This is a genomic window from Haloferax profundi (genome assembly GCF_001469865.1).
Taxonomy (GTDB): domain Archaea; phylum Halobacteriota; class Halobacteria; order Halobacteriales; family Haloferacaceae; genus Haloferax; species Haloferax profundi.
Map to the genome: position 1 here is coordinate 1 of NZ_LOPV01000171.1, position 18,356 is coordinate 18,356.

At 63.1% G+C, this 18,356-nt stretch carries 19 protein-coding genes and 1 tRNA gene; 8 read left to right on the forward strand and 12 right to left on the reverse strand.

Annotated features, from left to right (window positions below; all coding sequences use genetic code 11):
• The first annotated feature begins 11 nt into the window (after positions 1-11).
• The gene (locus AUR66_RS08785; RefSeq protein ID WP_082682160.1) at positions 12-281 is read left to right on the forward strand and encodes a DUF5822 domain-containing protein; all 270 of its coding nucleotides are present in this window, start codon (positions 12-14) and stop codon (positions 279-281) included.
• 53 nt (positions 282-334) lie between these two features.
• Entirely contained in the window at positions 335-1,183 is an 849-nt protein-coding gene (locus AUR66_RS08790; RefSeq protein WP_058572072.1) for a translation initiation factor eIF-2B, read from the forward strand.
• A 9-nt stretch (positions 1,184-1,192) separates the two neighbouring features.
• On the opposite strand, the gene AUR66_RS08795 is transcribed toward AUR66_RS08790, so the two are convergent.
• From AUR66_RS08795 to AUR66_RS08805, 3 genes are all read right to left on the reverse strand, one after another.
• The gene (locus AUR66_RS08795; protein ID WP_058572073.1) at positions 1,193-2,311 is read right to left on the reverse strand and encodes a Gfo/Idh/MocA family protein; all 1,119 of its coding nucleotides are present in this window, start codon (positions 2,309-2,311) and stop codon (positions 1,193-1,195) included.
• 176 nt (positions 2,312-2,487) lie between these two features.
• The gene (locus AUR66_RS08800) at positions 2,488-3,456 is read right to left on the reverse strand and encodes a sugar phosphate isomerase/epimerase family protein (protein WP_058572074.1); all 969 of its coding nucleotides are present in this window, start codon (positions 3,454-3,456) and stop codon (positions 2,488-2,490) included.
• 119 nt (positions 3,457-3,575) lie between these two features.
• Positions 3,576-4,052, reverse strand: a complete 477-nt coding sequence (locus AUR66_RS08805; RefSeq protein ID WP_058572075.1) for a GNAT family N-acetyltransferase — start codon at positions 4,050-4,052, stop codon at positions 3,576-3,578.
• A gap of 156 nt (positions 4,053-4,208) precedes the next feature.
• Here AUR66_RS08805 and AUR66_RS08810 point away from each other — a divergent pair, with 156 nt between their 5' ends.
• The 3 genes from AUR66_RS08810 (at position 4,209) to AUR66_RS08820 (ending at position 7,369) form a co-directional block, all read left to right on the forward strand.
• On the forward strand, positions 4,209-4,619 hold the full coding sequence (locus AUR66_RS08810) for an archease (protein ID WP_058572076.1): 411 nt from the start codon (positions 4,209-4,211) through the stop codon (positions 4,617-4,619).
• Positions 4,620-4,710: 91 nt separating this feature from the next.
• On the forward strand, positions 4,711-5,817 hold the full coding sequence (locus AUR66_RS08815) for a DoxX family protein (protein ID WP_058572077.1): 1,107 nt from the start codon (positions 4,711-4,713) through the stop codon (positions 5,815-5,817).
• Between the two features lie 91 nt (positions 5,818-5,908).
• Positions 5,909-7,369 (forward strand): RtcB family protein, encoded by a 1,461-nt coding sequence (locus tag AUR66_RS08820; protein ID WP_058572078.1) that lies wholly within the window; start codon positions 5,909-5,911, stop codon positions 7,367-7,369.
• Between the two features lie 6 nt (positions 7,370-7,375).
• On the opposite strand, the gene AUR66_RS08825 is transcribed toward AUR66_RS08820, so the two are convergent.
• The 6 genes from AUR66_RS08825 to AUR66_RS08850 form a co-directional block, all read right to left on the reverse strand.
• The gene (locus tag AUR66_RS08825; RefSeq protein ID WP_058572079.1) at positions 7,376-7,780 is read right to left on the reverse strand and encodes a hypothetical protein; all 405 of its coding nucleotides are present in this window, start codon (positions 7,778-7,780) and stop codon (positions 7,376-7,378) included.
• A gap of 186 nt (positions 7,781-7,966) precedes the next feature.
• The gene (locus tag AUR66_RS08830) at positions 7,967-8,521 is read right to left on the reverse strand and encodes an HAD family hydrolase (protein ID WP_058572080.1); all 555 of its coding nucleotides are present in this window, start codon (positions 8,519-8,521) and stop codon (positions 7,967-7,969) included.
• Between the two features lie 51 nt (positions 8,522-8,572).
• Positions 8,573-9,718, reverse strand: coding sequence for an acyl-CoA dehydrogenase family protein (locus AUR66_RS08835; protein ID WP_058572081.1), 1,146 nt, complete (start codon positions 9,716-9,718; stop codon positions 8,573-8,575).
• A 96-nt stretch (positions 9,719-9,814) separates the two neighbouring features.
• Complete coding sequence (locus AUR66_RS08840; RefSeq protein WP_058572082.1) at positions 9,815-11,002, reverse strand: alanyl-tRNA editing protein; 1,188 nt, start codon at positions 11,000-11,002, stop codon at positions 9,815-9,817.
• 35 nt (positions 11,003-11,037) lie between these two features.
• Positions 11,038-11,559 carry a multiprotein-bridging factor 1 family protein gene (locus tag AUR66_RS08845; RefSeq protein WP_058572083.1) on the reverse strand — a complete coding sequence of 174 codons (522 nt, stop codon included), beginning with the start codon at positions 11,557-11,559 and terminating at the stop codon, positions 11,038-11,040.
• Between the two features lie 484 nt (positions 11,560-12,043).
• Positions 12,044-12,128: transfer RNA gene (locus AUR66_RS08850), tRNA-Leu, on the reverse strand.
• Positions 12,129-12,270: 142 nt separating this feature from the next.
• Between AUR66_RS08850 and AUR66_RS08855 the strand changes: the two genes are divergently transcribed.
• On the forward strand, positions 12,271-12,831 hold the full coding sequence (locus AUR66_RS08855; protein ID WP_058572084.1) for a DUF420 domain-containing protein: 561 nt from the start codon (positions 12,271-12,273) through the stop codon (positions 12,829-12,831).
• A 314-nt stretch (positions 12,832-13,145) separates the two neighbouring features.
• Here AUR66_RS08855 and purF read toward each other — a convergent pair whose 3' ends face one another.
• The 3 genes from purF to AUR66_RS08865 all read right to left on the reverse strand — a co-directional run bounded on the left by purF (position 13,146) and on the right by AUR66_RS08865 (position 15,363).
• On the reverse strand, positions 13,146-14,624 hold the full coding sequence (purF, locus tag AUR66_RS08860) for an amidophosphoribosyltransferase (RefSeq protein ID WP_058572085.1): 1,479 nt from the start codon (positions 14,622-14,624) through the stop codon (positions 13,146-13,148).
• Between the two features lie 335 nt (positions 14,625-14,959).
• A complete protein-coding gene (locus tag AUR66_RS20495; protein WP_082682159.1) occupies positions 14,960-15,136 on the reverse strand; it encodes a 50S ribosomal protein L37e in 177 nt (58 codons plus the stop codon).
• The gene (locus AUR66_RS08865) at positions 15,133-15,363 is read right to left on the reverse strand and encodes an LSM domain-containing protein (protein WP_004042938.1); all 231 of its coding nucleotides are present in this window, start codon (positions 15,361-15,363) and stop codon (positions 15,133-15,135) included. The genes AUR66_RS20495 and AUR66_RS08865 overlap by 4 nt, the downstream gene beginning before the upstream one ends.
• Before the next feature lie 477 nt (positions 15,364-15,840).
• On the opposite strand from AUR66_RS08865, the gene AUR66_RS08870 reads away from it, so the two are divergent.
• Together AUR66_RS08870 and idsA3 are read left to right on the forward strand one after the other, a co-directional pair.
• Positions 15,841-17,193 (forward strand): ribonuclease J, encoded by a 1,353-nt coding sequence (locus AUR66_RS08870; protein WP_058572086.1) that lies wholly within the window; start codon positions 15,841-15,843, stop codon positions 17,191-17,193.
• Positions 17,193-18,239 (forward strand): geranylfarnesyl diphosphate synthase, encoded by a 1,047-nt coding sequence (gene idsA3 / locus AUR66_RS08875; RefSeq protein ID WP_058572114.1) that lies wholly within the window; start codon positions 17,193-17,195, stop codon positions 18,237-18,239. The genes AUR66_RS08870 and idsA3 overlap by 1 nt, the downstream gene beginning before the upstream one ends.
• Positions 18,240-18,356: the final 117 nt, after the last annotated feature.

The following is an 18,356-nucleotide window of genomic DNA, read 5'->3' on the forward strand; positions in this document are numbered from 1 at the left end:
TAGCTTTACTCGTGCAACCAGTCGAGCGAACGAATCCGGAGGGTGTCGACTACGGGTGGGTCATGCAGATGACCTTCGTCACGACGATTCTCGTCGGGTCGCCCATCGTGGCACTCCTCTCGTTGAACACCACGCTCCCGACGTGGGGCGCACGCGCGGCGTTCGCCATCCGAATCGGTGCAGTCATCTGGTTCGTGACCGCCATCGCCCTGTTCGTCTACGCGAAGCGGACCAACGCCGGCGACGGCGGGTCGTCGCCCGAGGCGGACGCCGAGAACTGACACGTCTGCCCCTGTCCCGGAAACTCTTTCACACGATACGCAGAGGTTCTCGTATGATAGACGAGACCATCGAGGAGATTCGTGAGATGCAGACACATAGCTCCTCGGTCGTCGCCGTCAAGGCCACGCAGTCGCTCGCGGAGTTGACCGAACGCGACTACGCGACCGTCGAGGAGTTCGAGCGTGACCTCGAACGAAACGTCGGCGCACTCAAGCGCGCGAACCCGTCGCACGCGTCCCTCTACAACGCGCTGCAAGACGTCCTCCGGAGCGTGCAAGGTGAGACGGACACGTTCGAAGACGCACGCGAACTCACCCTCGACACCATCGACCGCGTCGTCGAGAGCGTCGAGATGGGCAAGAGTCGTGCCGCCGAGAACGCGGCGACGACTATCAACGATGGCGACACGTTCCTCACACACGACTACTCGTCGACTGTGATGGAAGCGGTCGAACTCGCTGTCGACGACGGTGCAGAACTGACTGCCTACGTCACGGAGGCCCGTCCGCGCTTCCTCGGCCGGAAGTTCGCCCGTGAACTCGCCGCCATCGACGGCGTCGAACCGCACCTGATGGTCGACGGCGCGTCCGGCATGTTCCTCGCCGAGTGCGACCGAGTCATCATCGGGATGGACTGCATCGTCGAAGAGACGCTGTACAACCGCATCGGGACCTTCCCACTCGTCGCGACGGCCAACAAGATGGACGTCCCCGTCACCGTCGTCGGGTCGAGTACGAAAGTCGTCGACGGCGGGTTCCGCTTCGAGAACGAGATTCGCTCGCCCAGCGAGGTCATGCTCGAACCCGTCGAAGGTATCGAGTTAGAGAACCCCGCCTACGACGCGACGCCTGTCGAACTCATCGACCAGGTCATCACCGACGAAGGCCTCGTCGAGTTCTGATTCCCTCTCCTATTCGAGACTGACCCACTCGCCAGTCTCGCCAGAGCGCTCGATTGCATCGAGCACCTGCTGGACTTCGTAGGCGTCCTCGAACGACGGGTGGAACTCGCCATCCTCGGCAGCAGCAGTCAAGAACTCGTAGTTCTCGTGGACGAAGGTGTGTTCCCACCCGATGACGTGGCCCGGTGGCCACCAGTGGTCCACGTAGGGGTCGGTTTCGTCGGTGACGAGTACCGTCTCGTAGCCACGGGAATCGCCCGTCTTGACCTCCAACTCGTTGAGGCGTTCGAGCGAGAACGTCAGACTCCCCTCGGACCCGTGAATCTCGATAGTGTGGTCGTTCTTGTGGCCGTTGGCGAAGCGAGAGGCTTCGAACGACCCGACAGCGCCGTTTTCGAACTCGGCCTGTGCGGTGTAGGCGTCGTCCACCGTGACCGGTTTGTACTCGTCCGTGTCGGGGACGGGGCGTTCCTCGACGAACGTCTGGAGGTGCCCGGAGACGCGTTCGATGTCGCCGGCGACGTTCCCGACGAGGAACCGTGCGAGGTCCACCGTGTGCGCGCCGAGGTCACCGAGTGCGCCGGACCCGGCGAGGTCCTTGTCCATGCGCCACGCCCACGGCGCTTCGGGGTCGACCAGCCAGTCTTGGAGGTAGCGGCCGCGGACGTGGTGAATCTCGCCGAGTTCGCCGTCTTCGATGAGACCTTTCGCGTACTGGATGGCCGGGACGAAGCGGTAGTTGAACGCGCACCCGGCGACACCGTCGGCGTCGCGGGCGGCGTCACGCATCTCTTCAGCCTCTTCGAGCGTCGGCGCGAGCGGTTTCTCACAGAAGACGTGTGCGCCCGCTTCGAGTGCGGCGATAGAGGGTTCGGCGTGGAGGTGGTTCGGGCCGAGATTGTAGAACACGTCCACGTCGTCGACGACGTCGCGCCAGTCGGTAGCCGTCGATTCGAAGCCGAACCGGTCGGCGGCGTCGGCGAGGGCTTCTTCGTCGCGGCCGACGATGACGGAACGCTCTACTTCAGGTGCCTCGGGGAAGAACATCGGGAGGCGCGCGAGGGCGTTGGAGTGGGCTTTGCCCATGAAGCGGTAGCCGAGGACGCCGACTTTGAGGGGGTCAGTCATCGTGCCACCTCCAAAACCGAATCATTACCGCGAGCGAGGCCGGAGGCCGAGTCTCGCGGCACTTTTTGGTCCAGATTTTTGCGGTGAGTGGGTCGCGAAGCGGCCCCGAACCGGAAAAAGGTGGGCCTGAAGCGGTAGCCGAGGACGCCGACTTTGAGGGGGTCACTCATACAGAATCACTCCGCCCAGTAGGCGTCGCCCGGTTGCGTCTCGAAGACGGCGCGCGAGAGTACGTCGACGGCCTTCTCCAGTCCCTCGTTCGAGGAGGTGAGCGCGTCTTCGTGTTCGATGGAGAGCGCACCCTCGTAGCCGACCATCCGGAGCGTGGAGACCACGTCCTTCCAGTGTTCTTCGCCGTGGCCGTAGCCGATAGAGCGGAAGAGCCACGAGCGGTCTGCGGTGTCGGCGTAGGAGGTGGTGTCGAGCACGCCTTTGACCTTCGCGTGGTGGTCGTACACCTTCGTGTCCTTCGCGTGGAAGTGGTGGATGGCGTCGTGGTCCCCGAGGAAGCGGATGGCCTCGGTGATGTCGATGTCCTGCCAGTAGAGGTGCGAGGGGTCGAAGTTCGCACCGATGCGCTCGTTGGTCGCCTCGCGGAGTTTCAGCATGCCCGTCGGTTCGTAGACGAGCATGTTGGGGTGCATCTCGATAGCCATATCCACGCCGTGGTCGTCGGCGAACGCGGCGAGGTCCGACCAGTAGTCGATGGCGACGTCCCACTGGTACTCGTGGGCGTCGGCGTGCTCTGTCGGCCACGGCGCGGTAATCCAGTTCGGAACCTCGTCGTTCGGGCCGCCGGCGGGGAGGCCGGAGAAACAGGTGACGGTGTTCACGCCGAGTGCGTCGGCGAGTTCGATGGCTTCACGGAGTTCCGCGTCCGCGTCGGCCGCCGTCTCCTCGTCCGGGTGGAGCGGGTTGTTGTGGGTCGCCAGCGCGCTGATTTGCATGTCGCGTTCCTCGACGGCGGCGAGGAGTTCGGCTTGCGCGTCGTCGTCGCCGAGGACGGTGGTTCGGTCCACGTGGTCTTCGCCCGGCCACCCGCCGACGCCGAGTTCGACGCCCGTGACGCCGATTCCCGACAGGTAGTCGAGGGCGTCTTCGAGTGATTCGTTCCCCAGTGGGACAGTGAGCACTCCGATGTACATACGCGGCCCTACTACTACGAAGCGAATAAAAATTAAGGATACGAGCAAGGTCGGAGTGGACGGTTCGGGGGCGGCGCTCACCGGGTGGATACGGGGACAGCAATCGATGTGCAGGCAGATTACCGTCGCAGGAACTCGGAGAGTCGCTCTCGGAGACTCGCTTCTTCGCCGAGGCGGAGATAGTACGACGCGCCGCCATCTTCGTAGTAGTTCTCGATGCGTCGCTGGACTTCGAAGCCCATCGCCTCGTAGAAGTCGAGGGCGTTCCGGTTCGTCGTTCGAGCGTGGCAGGTCACGACCGGGTGCTCTTTGGCGACTTCGGCGACGAGACGTTTCCCGTAGCCCTTGCCGCGGGCCTCGGGCGAGACTGCGAGAAAGAGGATGTAGCCGTCGCGTCGTGTCGACGCGAAGGCGACGAGTGCGTCGTTTTCGAAGAGGAGATAGGTCGCCGACCGACGGTAGGCGTCCATGAAGAACCCACGGCGTTGCTTCAGGAGGCCCTCGTTGACCCGGATGTCTTCTTTGAGGGCCCACGCCGTCTCGGCGTACTCGGTCTCGCCGGGGCCGTCGATTCGCATCTCCACGTTGACGCTCACATCCCGTGGTAACCGGAGCGAGAATATAACTCCACCGTCCGTCAGGACAGGCCACAAGCACGAAAGAACCCGCGAGGTATCGCCGGCCACGACGACTGGCGAGAATCACGACGACCGACCGAAAGGACGAGGGTACACCCCACCCCTCTAGTGAATATGGGATTCACACTCCGCGAACACACCGCCGACGTGGCCGTCGAGGCCGACGGCCCGAGTCTAGGGGCCGTCTTCGCCGCCGTCGCCGACGGTCTCGCGGCGGCGATGTGCGACGACATTCCCGAGACTGGCGAGCGATTCTCGCTCTCTGTCCGCGCCGAGAGTCGCGAGGCGGCGTTGTTCGACTATCTCGACCAACTCATCTACGAACGCGACGTTCGGGGGGTTCTCCCTGTTGCGCACGAAGCGACAGTCCAGCAGGACGGAGACGAGTGGGTCGTCGACGCCTCTGCTCGTGGTGTTCCCTTCGCCGACGTAGAGGCCCGCGACGTGAAGGCAGTCACCTACTCCGAGATGCGACTCGACCCGACCAACGATGGGTGGGAGTCGTACGTCGTCTTCGACGTGTAATTCGCGTATTCTATCGTTTCATACCTTCTCTCTCCCGTTCGCGGGCGAATTTTTCCCTCGACGTTATCCCGTCTCCGCCGTAGTGTCAAGCATGTCCTCCGCCGTTCGACGTGCGACCACGCTAAGTGGACTCGTCGCCCTCCTCGCACTTGCCACGGGGACGGTGAGCGCACACGTCAAGTACGTGACTCCGGGGAGTGACCCCGTCGAAGTCGCCGTATTCCTCGCCGACGCGCTGACGAACCCGTTCAACCTCGCTGTCCTCACTGCAGGCGCACTTGGCACCATCACCGCCGGCCTCGTCTATCTCAGATTCCGACCGTTTCCGAACGACGTTCGCGTGTTCCGCCGCACGCTCCAGTCGTACGAGGACCGCTTGCCGTGGCTTCTCCGCCTCGCAGTCGGACTTCCGTTGGTCGGGGCGGGGTTCTCGGGCTACTTCTTCTCGCCCGTCGTCCAACCTGCTGCCCCCGTCTTCGTCCGCCTGTTCGGCATCACCATCGGGTTCCTCCTCCTGTTCGGGTTCGGGACTCGACTCGTCGCCGCCGTGGGTCTCGTGTCGTACCTCGTCGCGCTCGCCGTCGAGCCTGCGCTCCTTCTCGCGTTCGAGTACGTCCCCGGGTTCCTCGCGATTGCGCTCGTCGGCGGTGGGCGACCCAGTGCCGACCACGTCGTCGCCTCTATGGCAGCAGACGGCCAGACCGTATATTCACGCATCGACCCGTTCTATCGCCGCGTGGCGCTCCCGTTCGTCGAGCGGACGCGTCACCTCGAAGCGTACGTCCCCACGATTCTCCGCGTCGGCCTCGGACTCACCTTCGTCTACCTCGGTGTCGCACAGAAACTGATGGAACCCGGTGATGCACTCGCCGTCGTCGCCAAGTACGACCTCACGGCCGTCGTGCCCGTCGCACCCGAACTGTGGGTCGTCGGTGCGGGGTTGACCGAGCTTCTCGTCGGCGTCCTCCTCATCGTCGGGGCGTTCACGCGCGCGGCGTCTGGTGTCGCGTTCCTGCTCTTCACGACGACGCTCTTCGGCCTCCCAGACGACCCCGTCCTCGCGCACATCTCGTTGTTCGGGCTCGTCTCGGCGCTCCTCGTGACCGGCGGTGGGCCGTATTCGGTGGATGCGGCACTCCACGAGACCGCGAGTCGGACAGACACCGACGTGCCACCGGGGCCTACGAAGGGCGACTGACCGACACCACGCCACGACGTGTTCCGCCCCGAGGAGACTGACTCGGGCGCGTGACGGAATCCTATTCAATCGCCGTCTCGATTGTTCAACTATGACCACACGCGAGTTCGGCGATATCGAACTGCGACGAGTTCGCGAGCACGTCTGGGAGATTCCGCAAGAGGGCGAGATGAACGCCCCTGCGCGGATTCTTGCCTCCGAGGCACTGCTCGAACAGATTGGACAGGACAAGACGCTCGAACAGTTGCGGAACGCCACGCACCTGCCGGGAATCACGAAACACGCCATCTGTATGCCCGACGGCCACCAAGGCTACGGGTTCCCCGTCGGCGGCGTCGGCGCGACGGACACGACTGACGGGTGTATCTCGCCGGGAGCAGTTGGCTACGACATCAACTGCGGCGTCCGCATGATGACGACGAACCTCACCTACGAGGACCTCCAGGGCAAGGAAGAAGAACTCGTAGAAGCCCTGTTCGAGGCCATCCCGTCCGGCCTCGGCGGCGGCGGTGTCGTCAAAGGTGACGCCGAGACCATCGACGACATCCTCGCTCGCGGGATGCAGTGGGCACTCGACGAAGGCTACGCCACCGAAGACGACCTGGCCCACTGCGAAGACGAAGGCTTCCGCGACGACGCGCACCCGGAGTACGTCTCGCAGAAGGCGAAAGACCGTGGCCGGAACCAAATCGGGAGTCTCGGGTCCGGTAACCACTTCCTCGAAGTCCAGCGTGTCACCGACATCTACCGCGACGACGTCGCCGAGTCGTTCGGTCTCGAAGCGGACCAAATCGTCGTCCTCATCCACTGTGGGTCCCGCGGTCTCGGCCACCAGACCTGTACGGATTACCTGCGACGCATCGAGAAGGAACACAACGACCTGCTGGACGAACTCCCCGACAAGGAACTCGCCGCCGCACCCGCCGGGTCAAAACTGGCTGAAGAGTACTACGGCGCGATGTGCGCCGCCATCAACTTCGCGTGGGTGAACCGGCAACTCATCATGCACCGCACGCGCGAGGTGTTCGCCGACGTGTTCGACCGCGACTGGCGCGACATGGAGATGCGTCTGCTCTACGACGTCGCACACAACATCGCCAAGAAAGAAGTCCACGACGTCGACGGCAAGGAGCGAGAACTCTACGTCCACCGAAAAGGTGCGACCAGAGCGTTCCCCGCCGGACGGCCCGAACTCCCGCCGGCGTACGCCGACGTGGGACAACCGGTCATCATCCCCGGCAGCATGGGCGCTGGAAGCTACGTCCTCCGAGGCGGCGAGAAGTCACTCGACCTCACGTTCGGGTCCACCGCTCACGGTGCGGGCCGATTGATGAGTCGGACGAAGGCGAAACAGGAGTACTGGGGCGAGACAGTCCAAGACGAACTCCGCGAGCAAGAGAAGATATACGTGAAGGCACAGTCGGGTGCGACGGTGGCAGAAGAGGCACCGGGAGTCTACAAAGACGTGGACGAAGTCGTCCGCGTCTCCGACGAGTTGGGCATCGGCGACAAAGTCGCGCGGACGTTCCCGGTCTGTAACATCAAAGGCTGAGTCGCGTCAGAAGTACCCCGGTCCACCGGGGCCTGCGTTCGGCCCGCGCGGACTCGGCGGTCCCTGTCCCCCGATGACGACGTAGTCGCTCTCGGGCACTGCTTCGACTTCTCGCCCGTCTTCGTACTTGACGAACGAGAGGTAGAAGTCACGCCCGCACGGCGACGCCAGACCCGGATTTTCTACGTCGTCGGCGTCGCTCTCGACGTCAGTCCACGACACCCCCGAGGCGTCGCTCTCGCCACAGACGAAGTGGACACCGTCGGCACCTTCGAAGTCGTCGGCCGGGTCGGCGTACTCCCATCCTTCTAACGGGTACGGCGTCACCGACTTGTCAGCGAGGTAGCCGTCGCGTTCGAGTTCGACGACGGAACCGCAGTGCGGGCAGTAGTACGAGACCGGAAATCCCATGAGAGAATCGTCGGATTCTGCGGGCTTAACGGACACGGCGGTGCGGGGTGGGTCTCTTCCTGAGTTTTATATGCGATTCCGCGGCCAGACCCCGTGTGCGTTGACACCCACCGCGGGGCGGGATGCGGTTGTGCGGCACGTCGCCTCGCGGACGCCGAGTGCCGCCTGTTCGCTATTCGTTCCGATTCAGACGCCCGACGGCCCGTCTCCGACGTACCGGAACGCGACGCCAGCGCGTTCCGCAGTCACCTCGTCGCGGGCGGAGTCGCCGACGAACACCGCCGACTCGGGGTCGGCGTCCATCCGGTCGAGTGTCGTGAGCAGTGGTGCTGGGTCGGGTTTGCGCGTCGCGACGGTGTCCCGGCCGACGACGGCATCGACGTGGTGCGACAGGTCGTGGACGTCGAGTGCGACACGGCAGGCGTCCTCGGCGTTGAGCGAGCAGACGCCCGAGGGGACACCGTCGTCCGGGAGGTAGTCGGCCAGTGGGAGCAGGTCTGAAACCCACGCCCCCTGTCGTTCGTGCGACGACAACTCCAGTTCCAGTTCGTCGCGGACGCCCGCCTCGTCGGCCACGTCGAGCATCGCCCAGAGGTCCATCGAGTCGGCGTCGACGCCGGCGTCTCGCAAGACGAGTGCCGCGTCGGTTGCCGCGTCGTCCCAGTCGACACGGAGGTTCACGAGCGTGCCGTCTAAGTCGTAGACGACGGCATCGAAGTCGGTGAGGTCGGGGAGACTCATTAGTCGGTGTAGGGTGTTCGAGCGAAAAGACGCTTCGGGAGGCGCAGAGATTCAGTCGAGGAGCGACCGCGCGATGACTTCCTTCTGAATCTCGCTCGTGCCCTCGTAGATGGTCGTAATCTTCGCGTCGCGGTAGTAGCGTTCCACGTCGAAGTCCGTCGTGTAGCCGTAGCCACCGTGGACTTGCACGGCCTCGTTGGTCACGTCGACTGCTGCCTCACTGGCGTAGTATTTCGCCATCGACGCGGCAGTGCGTGGGTCTTCGCCGGCGTCGGCGACGCGTGCCGCTTCGCGGACCATCGTGCGCGAGGCGTGGACTTTCGTGCCCATGTCCGCAATCTTGTGACGAATGGCCTGAATCTTCGAGATGGGCTTGTCGAACTGCTCACGCTCGTTCGCGTAGGAGATGGCGTCGTCGAGGGCGGCCTGCGCGAGTCCGGTCGCCTGCGCGGCGATACCGATACGGCCACCAGTCAGGATGTGGAACGCCGCAGAGAGCCCACGTCCTTCCTCGGTGAGACGGTTCTCGGCAGGGATACGCACGTCGTCGAAGGTGAGACCCGTCGTGTCGGAGGCGCGGAGGCCGAGTTTCTCTTCTTTCTTGCCGACTTCGTAGCCGGCGTCTTCGGGGACGAGGAACTGCGTCACTGAGTTCGGGTCGTCGGGGTCCGTCTTCGCGAAGAGGATGCACACGCCGCCACGCTGGCCGTTCGTAATCCACTGCTTCTGGCCGTTGATGACGTACTCGTCACCTTCACGGCGAGCGACCGTCGACATCTCGGCCGGGTTCGACCCTGCTTCGGGTTCGGAGAGGGCGAACATCCCGACTGGTCGGCCCTGCGCCATCTTGGGAAGCCACTCTTCTTTCTGCGCTTCAGAAGCGAACTCCGAGATGCACTCAGTGGCGAGACAGTGGACCGAGAGGGCGGTGGCGACGGCGAGTTGGCCGTAGGCGACTTCCTCGTTGACGACGGCGTAGGTCGTTCGATCGGCACCGAATCCACCGTACTCTTCGGGGACGGTCAGTCCCGTCAAGTCGAGTTCGGCGAGGCCGTCCCAGACGTCTTCCGGGAACGTCTCCGTCTCGTCGGCCTCACGTGCAGTCGGCCGAATCTCTTCGACTGCGAACTCGTGGACCACGTCCTGAATGGCCCGTTGCTCGTCGGTCAGACCCGTAGCAGACCCTACTGATTCCATGGTGTTCAGTACGGTCCGTCATTGAAAAAGATGACCGAAGCGTCGTCGGCGATGTGACCCCGTGTCACGATATCGGCCGAAAGAGTTTGGATTCGTTCAGTTCTGGACGAACTCGAGTACGTCGTCCGCGGACGCACCGAGGCCACCACCTTGTGCGAACGTCGGACTGCCACCGCCGCCACCGCCGAACTCGTCGGTCACCTCGGAGACGACGTCACCCGCGGCGACGTCTCCTGCGCTGGCGACGACGAGGAACGGTGCGTTCGACTCACCGACGGCGACCATCACGTCGGCGTCGTCGCGTGCTTCTTTCACCGCCTCACCGACTTCGTTGGCCTCGAACCCCGAAATCGACCCAACCTTCCACGTCAGTCCGTCGCGTTCGACCGTCTCAAACTCGGCGAGGCGCGCGCCGAGCACCTCCGACTTCAGGTCGGCGAGTTCCGATTCGAGGTCACTCCGGGCCTCGACGGCGCTGGACGCCGCCGACCCGATGTCGTCGAGACTCGTCCCGAGGGCATCCGCTGCGTCGTATGCTGCCGTCTGCAACTCGGCGCGGTGGTCGATGGCCGAGGGGCCGACTGCGAACTCGACGCGAGTGAGTCCCTCACCGGGATTCGAGCGACCGAGGACTTCGACCGGCCCGATTTCGATGGTGTTCGAGACGTGTGTCCCGCCGCACGCGCCCCAGTCCCAGCCGTCGATACTGACGATTCGAACCTCGTCGGCGTCGGCGAAGACACCCTCTTCGGTCTTGACGTTGAACGCGATTTCCTCGCGTTCGCGTGCCTCTTCGACCGGAATCTCTTCCCACGACACGTCGCGGGCGTCCCAGACCGCTCGGTTGACGAGGCGTTCTAACTCGACGAGTGCTACGTCGTCTACGTCGGTGGTCGTCTCGAAGTCGACGCGGACTTTCTCGTCGGAGATGCCGAACCCACCGTAGCCGAGTTCGTCGAAGATGTGGCGTGCGGCCCCGTAGAGCACGTGACTCGCGGTGTGCGCCCGCATACAGTAGGTCCGGAAGTCGTCGTCGACGACGCCGGTTACCTCGTCGCCAACCGAGAAGGATGGTTCGGCGGCGAGTTCGTGGACGACGACGCCGTCCGCTGCTCGGACGTGGACGACTTCGGTGTCGCCGAGCACACCGCGGTCGGACGGTTGCCCACCGCCTTCGGCGTAGAAGTACGTCTCGTCGAGGACGACAGACTCACCGTCGATGTCGGTGACAGTCGCCTCGAACGCCCGAACCGTCGGGTTGTCGGATGCGAGAGAGGATGACATGTGGGCGTCGAGACGCCCGAGGGAGAAAAATCGTGCTACTCGTCTACGAGTGTCACGTCGAGTCGCGCTTCGAGTGCGCGGATGACCGACCCGCCGACGTTCGCGCGGGTCGCCCGGCCTTGCTCGATGGCGAGCAGTTGTTTCTCTTCGAGTTCGAGTTCGTCTGCGAGTTCGTCCAGTTGCAGACCTTCGTCCTGCCGGGCAGACTCGACGATGTCGCCGTATCCGGAGACGAGGTACGGGAGACGGTCTTTCTCGTAGTTCGTCCCCTTTTCTTCCCAGTGCTTCGCGCTCCCCTTGGCGCTGTCGTACATCTTCGCCGTGCGCTGGGCGGCGCGTTTGCGGCGACTGCGTTCAGAGTCGTCGCGTGTGGACTGCGACTGTTCGTTCTTCCGGTCAGTGTGGCGGTTCTCGCCGTGGGGGGCGCAGTCGGGACAGACCAGCAGGTTCGCACCGGCAACGTTCGCTCGGCGGAGTTTCGTGGTCGTCCGCCCGCAGAGTTCGCAACTGTCGCCACCGGAGTCACCGCCACCCCGGTTGGTCGAATACTTAGCCATGTGGCGTGTTACTCGTTCGACCCTTTTAAACTCGCGGCACCATGCGGGGATTCGGGTACCGATTTGGCGTGATAGCGTGCGCAATCGAGGACAGGACAACGCCGTCGCTGGCAGTGTGAAGAGGTGGAAAACCCCACGGAGAGAAACCTCTCGTGGGGTGTAGGTTCGGAAGGATTGTGCGTGGGTGATGTCCGTGTAGGGACGTCACCTGCATCATTCGGCGGCTTCGCCGCCTCATTGGCGGAGTTACACTCCGCCCGTGCGATGCGTGGGACCGGATTTGAACTTCCGAGACTCGCGTTGCTCGTCTCGACGTTCGAATCCAGCACGCTGGATTCTCACCGGCGGACCTCTACAGGACAGCGCCATCGCTGGCAGTGTGAAGAGGTGGAAAACCCACGGAAGGAAGCCTCTCGTGGGTGGTAGGTTCGGAAGGATTGTGCGTGGGTGATGTCCGTGTAGGGACGTCACCTGCATCTTGCGATGCGTGGGACCGGATTTGAACCGGCGGACCTCTACAGGACAGCGCCCTCAACGCTGCGCCGTTGGCCTGGCTTGGCTACCCACGCTCGCTGTGTCTTGCTGCACTCTCCGTTACCCCGCGGTAATTTAAATGACTTTCCTTTCGACTCGACAATGTCGGGCGTTTGCAGACGACGTAGCAGGTGGATGGACAGAACGATTTTCCCGTCGCAGTCCCCCAATACGTCCATGGAGCTTCGAGCACGCGACCACGTCCGTGGACTCACGGCAATCCTCTCAATACTCTCGCTCGCGTTGGTCTTCGGGGCGGCCCTCGGCGCGATACCTCGGGCGGCCATCCCACAGGCACCGGATTCGGTCCTGAACGCGATTCCGCACGTGAACGCCGTCATCAGTACTGTCGCTATCGTGACTATCGTCACCGGCGTCCGACTCGTCCGCCGCGGAGAGGTGGAAAGACACCAGCGGATGATGCTCACGTCGTTCGCCCTCTTCGCCACCTTTCTCGTCCTCTACCTCTACAAAGTGGTCGTGCAGGGAACCGCCGAGTTCCCCGGTCCTGAAGCAGTCTACCAGTTCGTCTACCTGCCGACGCTCGCGATTCACATCCTCCTCGCCGTCGTCTGTGTGCCAATCGTCTACTACGTCCTGTTGCTGGCGTTGACCCGTCCTCTCTCCGAGGTGTTCGACACCCAACACGCCCGATTCGGTCGCATCGCGGCGTCGCTGTGGCTGGTCTCGTTCGTTCTGGGTAACGTCGTCTACGTCCTCCTCTACGTCGTATACTGAGACGGCAAGGGAGTTGCCTGTCCGAACCTGCTGTCGGAAACGGTTCCCGATGCGAGAGTCGTTCGGACAGGTAGTCGGTACGTGGTGTGACCGGCAGGTCACAGAGACGGAGCTGGGCGAGACGTCTCGCTGATTCACATGTCGCCCCGTCGGTCGTATCGCACTCCGTCTGTACTCCGTTCCGTCACCCGGTTTCTGACGGGCCGAAGTACGTGTAAACGTACGAACGCGAAGGAAAAGAAACGGCGCGTTGATTATGTTAGCACGCCTCTCGGTGAGAGTCACGGACGATGACAGACGACGGAACGCGTGTCTCAGTCGTCTGCTGGGGCGTCGGCACCGACGACAGGGCGACTGATGTCTCGGTCGGTCTCTTCGCCGTCGATGTCGTAGGGGTACTCACCGGTGACACACCCGAGACAGAGGTCGGAACGCGACTTCTCGAGGACTTCAGAGACGGCGTCGATAGAGAGGTACGAGAGGCTATCGGCCTGAATGGTGTCACAGACCTCGTCGACAGACTTGTCCGAGGCGATGAGTTCCTCCCGCGTGGCCATGTTGATACCCATGTAACAGGGCGCGACAATCGGCGGCGCACCGATGCGCATGTGGACCTCTTCGGCACCAGCCTCACGGAGCAGTTGGACGAGTTGGTTCGACGTCGTTCCGCGCACGATACTGTCGTCGATGAGGGTTACGGACTTCCCCTCGACGGTGGACTTGATGGGGTTGAGTTTCAGGCGGACGGCGCGTTCGCGTTCGTCCTGTGTGGGCATGATGAACGTCCGGCCGACGTAGCGATTCTTCATCAGGCCTTCGGCGAACTCGACGCTCGCGTCGTCTTCCTGTGCTGCCTCGGCGTACCCGGAGGCGAACGCCCGGCCAGAGTCGGGAACGGGCATGACCACGTCGGTGTCGACACCTGCTTCCTCCCAGAGTTTGCGTCCGAGACCGCGGCGTACCTCGTAGACGAGGGTGTCGTTCATCACCGAGTCGGGACGGGCGAAGTAGATGTGTTCGAAGAAGCAGTGGGCCGTGTTTTCGCGTTCGACGAGTTGATAGGAGTCGAATCCGGACCCGTCGGGTTCGAGGACGACGAGTTCGCCCGGTCGAACGTCGCGGACGAGTTCGCCGTCGAGGGTGTCGATAGCGGCGGACTCGGACGCGAGGACGTAGCCATCGTCGAGTTTCCCGATGCAGAGCGGACGGTTCCCCTCTGGGTCGCGGACGCCCAGCACCGTCTCGTCGTGCATGATAGTCAGCGCGTACGACCCGTGGATTCGCTCCATGGTTCGTTTGACGGCGCGGACGAGGTCCTCTTCGAGGAGGTTGCGGGCGAGGTCGTGGGCGATGACCTCGGTGTCGCCCGTCGAGGTGAACGCGTGCCCGAAGTTCTCCAGTTCGTCGCGGAGTTCGTCGGCGTTCACGAGGTTGCCGTTGTGTGCGAGGCCGAGCGACCCCGACTTGAACGAGACGGCAAACGGTTGCGCACAGGATTTCGTCACGTCGCCGGCAGTCGGGTAACGGACGTGGCCGATGCCCGCCTGGCCGTTTAGGCCGTCGAGGTCTGACGCGCTGAAAGCGTCTCCGACGAGACCCATCTGGACGTGGCTGTGTTGTTGGAACCCGTCGTGGGTGACGATGCCTGCGGACTCTTGCCCTCGGTGCTGGAGGGCGTACAGCGAGTAGTACAGGGGTCGTGCAGCGTCTCGGTCGCCGAGTGCGACACCGACGACACCGCACTTCTCGGTTGGTCCGCTGATGTGGTGGGAGTCGTCCCGCCCATTTGCCATGGAAGAAAATAGCGCGGGGAGGGGGTAAAAAACCCGTCCTTATGCAGTAACTGCGGGTTTCAACACCAGATATTATGCACAATCGTGTATTGTCTAGTGGAGGGACGAGTGGCTGCTGATGGTGCCGATTCGGTGGCAATAGCAGTCTAGGTAGGAGTCGGTCAGCGATGGGTGGCGAGGACACCCCTCACAGTAGGCGATGTCTCTCCGAGAGCCTAGTGGTACCGAATAGCATAGAAAAGACGACAGACCGGGAGTCAGGAACGCGGGTTTGTTGCTCGCCGGGTCACGGCGAGACAGAAGACAAAGTGACGGTCAGAGACCGTCGAGAGTCGTTATTTGTCGCCGGCTTTCGACTGCCAGGCGTAGCTGCGACGCTTCTTCGACTTACCGAAGCCGCAAGACGAGCAGACCTTCTTCTTCACGTGGTAGGACTTCTCGCCACAGCGACGGCACTTCACGTGCGTCGTCTTGTTCTTCTTTCCTTGGCTAGGGGTTCCTGCACCCGTCATGCTTTGATGGTGACGACGTTATCGCCGCGTATAATGGTTGTGTCTTGGACTTGCTCGAGTTCGATATCCCCGGGCACGGTGTCTTCGTCCAGCGCTTCTTCGAGTACGACGTTCATGTGCTGGTCGTAACCAGCGAGGACGCCGAAGTATGCGTTGCCGTCCTTGAGTAGAACCGTCACAGGTTCGTCGAGTGACGCTTCGAGGACGTCGAGAGGTCGACCGCTCATGTTTCAATTCCGTCTCGTAATTATCTTAAAGGTGCCGAACCGCACGAATCAGAGAGTGTCACCGAGCGTGGGCTATCAGACTGCTATCCGCCGAAGTCGGTGTCGGGCGAGGCGTGACGGTCGAATCCGTGTCCGTCCCCGGTCGGTCTCCGCATCTGTCTCTCTGTTCTCCCCTCCTTCGTTTCACCATCTCTCGTTCCCTACCCTATCTCTCGTTTCCCTTCCCTTTACGACCGGGTGTGCGGGCGCGATGAACCCACGTAGTTTTTAGTACCCCGGTGAGTAGGTGCCGATACCAGAAACCCGCGGGTAAGTGCGGGTGCGCTCACTTCGACCGGCCGGGCGCACCTCGCACGCGGGGTCAATCGACCGACGAGCTGCAAGACGCCGGGGCCGATGGCCCCCAGACACCCGTCTTTCCGTGAGCACCTTCGCCACATCGTGGCTTTCGATGCTCGGAATATCGAGATACAAACCATGGAAATCGAAATCGCAACCATAGGCGGATACGAAGAAGTCGGCCGTCAGATGACGGCCGTCCGTGCCGGAGACGACGTTGTCGTCTTCGACATGGGTCTCAACCTGTCGCAGGTCCTCATCCACGACAACGTTGAGACAGAAAAGATGCACAGCCTCGACCTCATCGATATGGGCGCCATCCCGGACGACCGTATCATGAGTGACCTCGAAGGTGACGTGAAGGCAATCGTGCCGACGCACGGCCACCTCGACCACATCGGTGCCATCTCCAAACTGGCACACCGCTACGACGCTCCCGTCGTCGCGACGCCGTTCACCATCGAACTGGTGAAACAGCAAATCGAAGGCGAGAACAAGTTCAACGTCAACAACGACCTCGTCAAGATGAGCGCCGGTGAGACGATGTCCATCGGTGACTCCGGAAAGGTCGAACTCGAGTTCGTCCACGTCACCCACTCCATCATCGACGCCATCAACCCGGTCCTCCACACGCCCGAGGGTGCCATCGTCTACGGTCTCGACAAGCGCATGGACCACTCGCCGGTCCTCGAAGACCCAATCGACATGAAGCGCTTCCGCGAGATTGGCCGCGAGGGCAACGGCGTCCTCGCGTACATCGAGGACTGTACGAACGCCGGTCGGAAGGGCCGCACGCCCTCCGAATCCGTCGCTCGTCGCCACCTCAAGGACGTCATGACCTCCGTCGAGGACTACGACGGCGGCATCGTCGCGACGACGTTCTCGTCGCACATCTCGCGCGTCTCCTCGCTCGTCGAGTTCGCGAACGACATCGGCCGACAACCTGTCCTCCTCGGTCGCTCGATGGAGAAGTACTCCGGCACCGCCGAGCGTCTCGGCTTCGTCGACCTCCCCGACGACCTCGGGATGTACGGCCACCGCAAGTCCGTCGACCGCACCTTCAAGCGCATCATGAAGGAAGGCAAGGAGAACTACCTGCCCATCGTCACGGGCCACCAGGGCGAACCGCGCGCCATGCTCACCCGCATGGGCCGCGGCGAGACGCCGTACGAACTCGACGACGGTGACAAGGTCATCTTCTCGGCGCGCGTCATCCCGGAACCGACCAACGAAGGGCAGCGCTACCAGTCCGAGCGTCTCCTGCGCATGCAGGGCGCTCGCATCTACGACGACATCCACGTCTCCGGCCACCTTCGTGAGGAAGGGCACTACGAGATGCTGCAGGCACTCCAGCCCCAGCACGTCATCCCGGCCCACCAGAACCTCAAGGGCTTCGCTCCGTACGTGGACCTCGCAGAGAGCCAGGGCTACGCCCTCGGCCGCGACGTCCACGTGACGCGGAACGGCAACATGATCCAACTGGTGGAGTGATGAGTTCGGACGCGACGGAACAGCGAGTGCTCGAGGCGATTCGCGAGCGACGCGAACTCGTCAACGATGCACTCGACGAGGACGTGCCGATGGCCGAGCCAGAACGGCTGTACGAGGCTTCTCGGTACCTCCTGAAGGCCGGTGGAAAGCGACTCCGCCCGACAGTCTCGCTCTTGACGGCCGAGTCCCTCGCGGACGTGGAACCGATGTCGGAAGACTACCGTGCGTTCCCGACGCTCACCGGGGAGGCAATCGACGTGATGATTGCCGCCGTGAGCATCGAGGTCATCCAGTCGTTCACCCTCATCCACGACGACATCATGGACGACGACGACCTGCGACGCGGCGTCCCGGCAGTCCACAAAGAGTACGACACCGAAACCGCGATTCTCGCGGGCGACACGTTGTACGCGAAGGCCTTCGAACTGCTGACGAAGACGGGCGCAGACCCAGCGGCAGGCCTCGAAGCAGTCCGTCGTCTCGCCACCACCTGCACACAAATCTGTGAAGGGCAGGCGCTCGACATCGACTTCGAGCGACGGACCGAGGTGCTCCCCGACGAGTACCTCAAGATGGTCGAACTCAAGACGGCAGTCCTCTACGGTACCGCGGCCGCCATCCCGGCAGTCCTGATGGGTGCCGACGACGACGTCGTCGAAGCTCTCTACCAGTACGGCATCGAGTCCGGCAGCGCGTTCCAGATTCAAGACGACGTGCTCGACCTGACCGTGCCCTCGGAGAAACTGGGCAAGCAGCGAGGTTCGGACCTCGTCGAAAACAAGGAGACGGTCATCTCCCTGCACGCACGCCAGCAAGGTATCGACGTGGACACCCTCGTCGACGCCGCCACGGCCGAAGAACTCACCGAGGCAGACGTCGAAGCCGCCGTCGAGGAACTCGAAGCGGCCGGCAGCATCGACTACGCCCGTGAGATGGCAGAAGACCTCACCGAGCAGGCGAAGGCGCGCCTCGACGTCCTCCCGGACAACGAGGCCAGCGACCTGCTGTGCGACATCGCCGACTACCTCATCACCCGCGGGTACTGAACCCCCCGGCGTCGGCAGTCGTTTCTGTTGGACTCAGGTCCGAACTCGCGTTTTCTCGCGCTCTGCGTGTCACCGCCGCAACTCATATCTGCACAGACGTGGTAACAACTCACGTAC

What these genes read in the sequence shown, in the direction of transcription:
- AUR66_RS08795 (WP_058572073.1), bottom strand. Translation starts at nt 2,311, where the DNA reads ATGACTGACCCCCTCAAAGTCGGCGTCCTCGGCTACCGCTTCATGGGC.
- AUR66_RS08825 (WP_058572079.1), bottom strand. Translation starts at nt 7,780, where the DNA reads ATGGGATTTCCGGTCTCGTACTACTGCCCGCACTGCGGTTCCGTCGTC.
- AUR66_RS08820 (WP_058572078.1), top strand. Translation starts at nt 5,909, where the DNA reads ATGACCACACGCGAGTTCGGCGATATCGAACTGCGACGAGTTCGCGAG.
- purF (WP_058572085.1), bottom strand. Translation starts at nt 14,624, where the DNA reads ATGGCAAATGGGCGGGACGACTCCCACCACATCAGCGGACCAACCGAG.
- AUR66_RS08835 (WP_058572081.1), bottom strand. Translation starts at nt 9,718, where the DNA reads ATGGAATCAGTAGGGTCTGCTACGGGTCTGACCGACGAGCAACGGGCC.
- AUR66_RS08865 (WP_004042938.1), bottom strand. Translation starts at nt 15,363, where the DNA reads ATGAGCGGTCGACCTCTCGACGTCCTCGAAGCGTCACTCGACGAACCT.
- AUR66_RS08815 (WP_058572077.1), top strand. Translation starts at nt 4,711, where the DNA reads ATGTCCTCCGCCGTTCGACGTGCGACCACGCTAAGTGGACTCGTCGCC.
- AUR66_RS08845 (WP_058572083.1), bottom strand. Translation starts at nt 11,559, where the DNA reads ATGGCTAAGTATTCGACCAACCGGGGTGGCGGTGACTCCGGTGGCGAC.
- AUR66_RS08855 (WP_058572084.1), top strand. Translation starts at nt 12,271, where the DNA reads ATGGAGCTTCGAGCACGCGACCACGTCCGTGGACTCACGGCAATCCTC.
- AUR66_RS08800 (WP_058572074.1), bottom strand. Translation starts at nt 3,456, where the DNA reads ATGTACATCGGAGTGCTCACTGTCCCACTGGGGAACGAATCACTCGAA.
- AUR66_RS08870 (WP_058572086.1), top strand. Translation starts at nt 15,841, where the DNA reads ATGGAAATCGAAATCGCAACCATAGGCGGATACGAAGAAGTCGGCCGT.
- AUR66_RS08810 (WP_058572076.1), top strand. Translation starts at nt 4,209, where the DNA reads ATGGGATTCACACTCCGCGAACACACCGCCGACGTGGCCGTCGAGGCC.
- idsA3 (WP_058572114.1), top strand. Translation starts at nt 17,193, where the DNA reads ATGAGTTCGGACGCGACGGAACAGCGAGTGCTCGAGGCGATTCGCGAG.
- AUR66_RS20495 (WP_082682159.1), bottom strand. Translation starts at nt 15,136, where the DNA reads ATGACGGGTGCAGGAACCCCTAGCCAAGGAAAGAAGAACAAGACGACG.
- AUR66_RS08840 (WP_058572082.1), bottom strand. Translation starts at nt 11,002, where the DNA reads ATGTCATCCTCTCTCGCATCCGACAACCCGACGGTTCGGGCGTTCGAG.
- AUR66_RS08790 (WP_058572072.1), top strand. Translation starts at nt 335, where the DNA reads ATGATAGACGAGACCATCGAGGAGATTCGTGAGATGCAGACACATAGC.
- AUR66_RS08830 (WP_058572080.1), bottom strand. Translation starts at nt 8,521, where the DNA reads ATGAGTCTCCCCGACCTCACCGACTTCGATGCCGTCGTCTACGACTTA.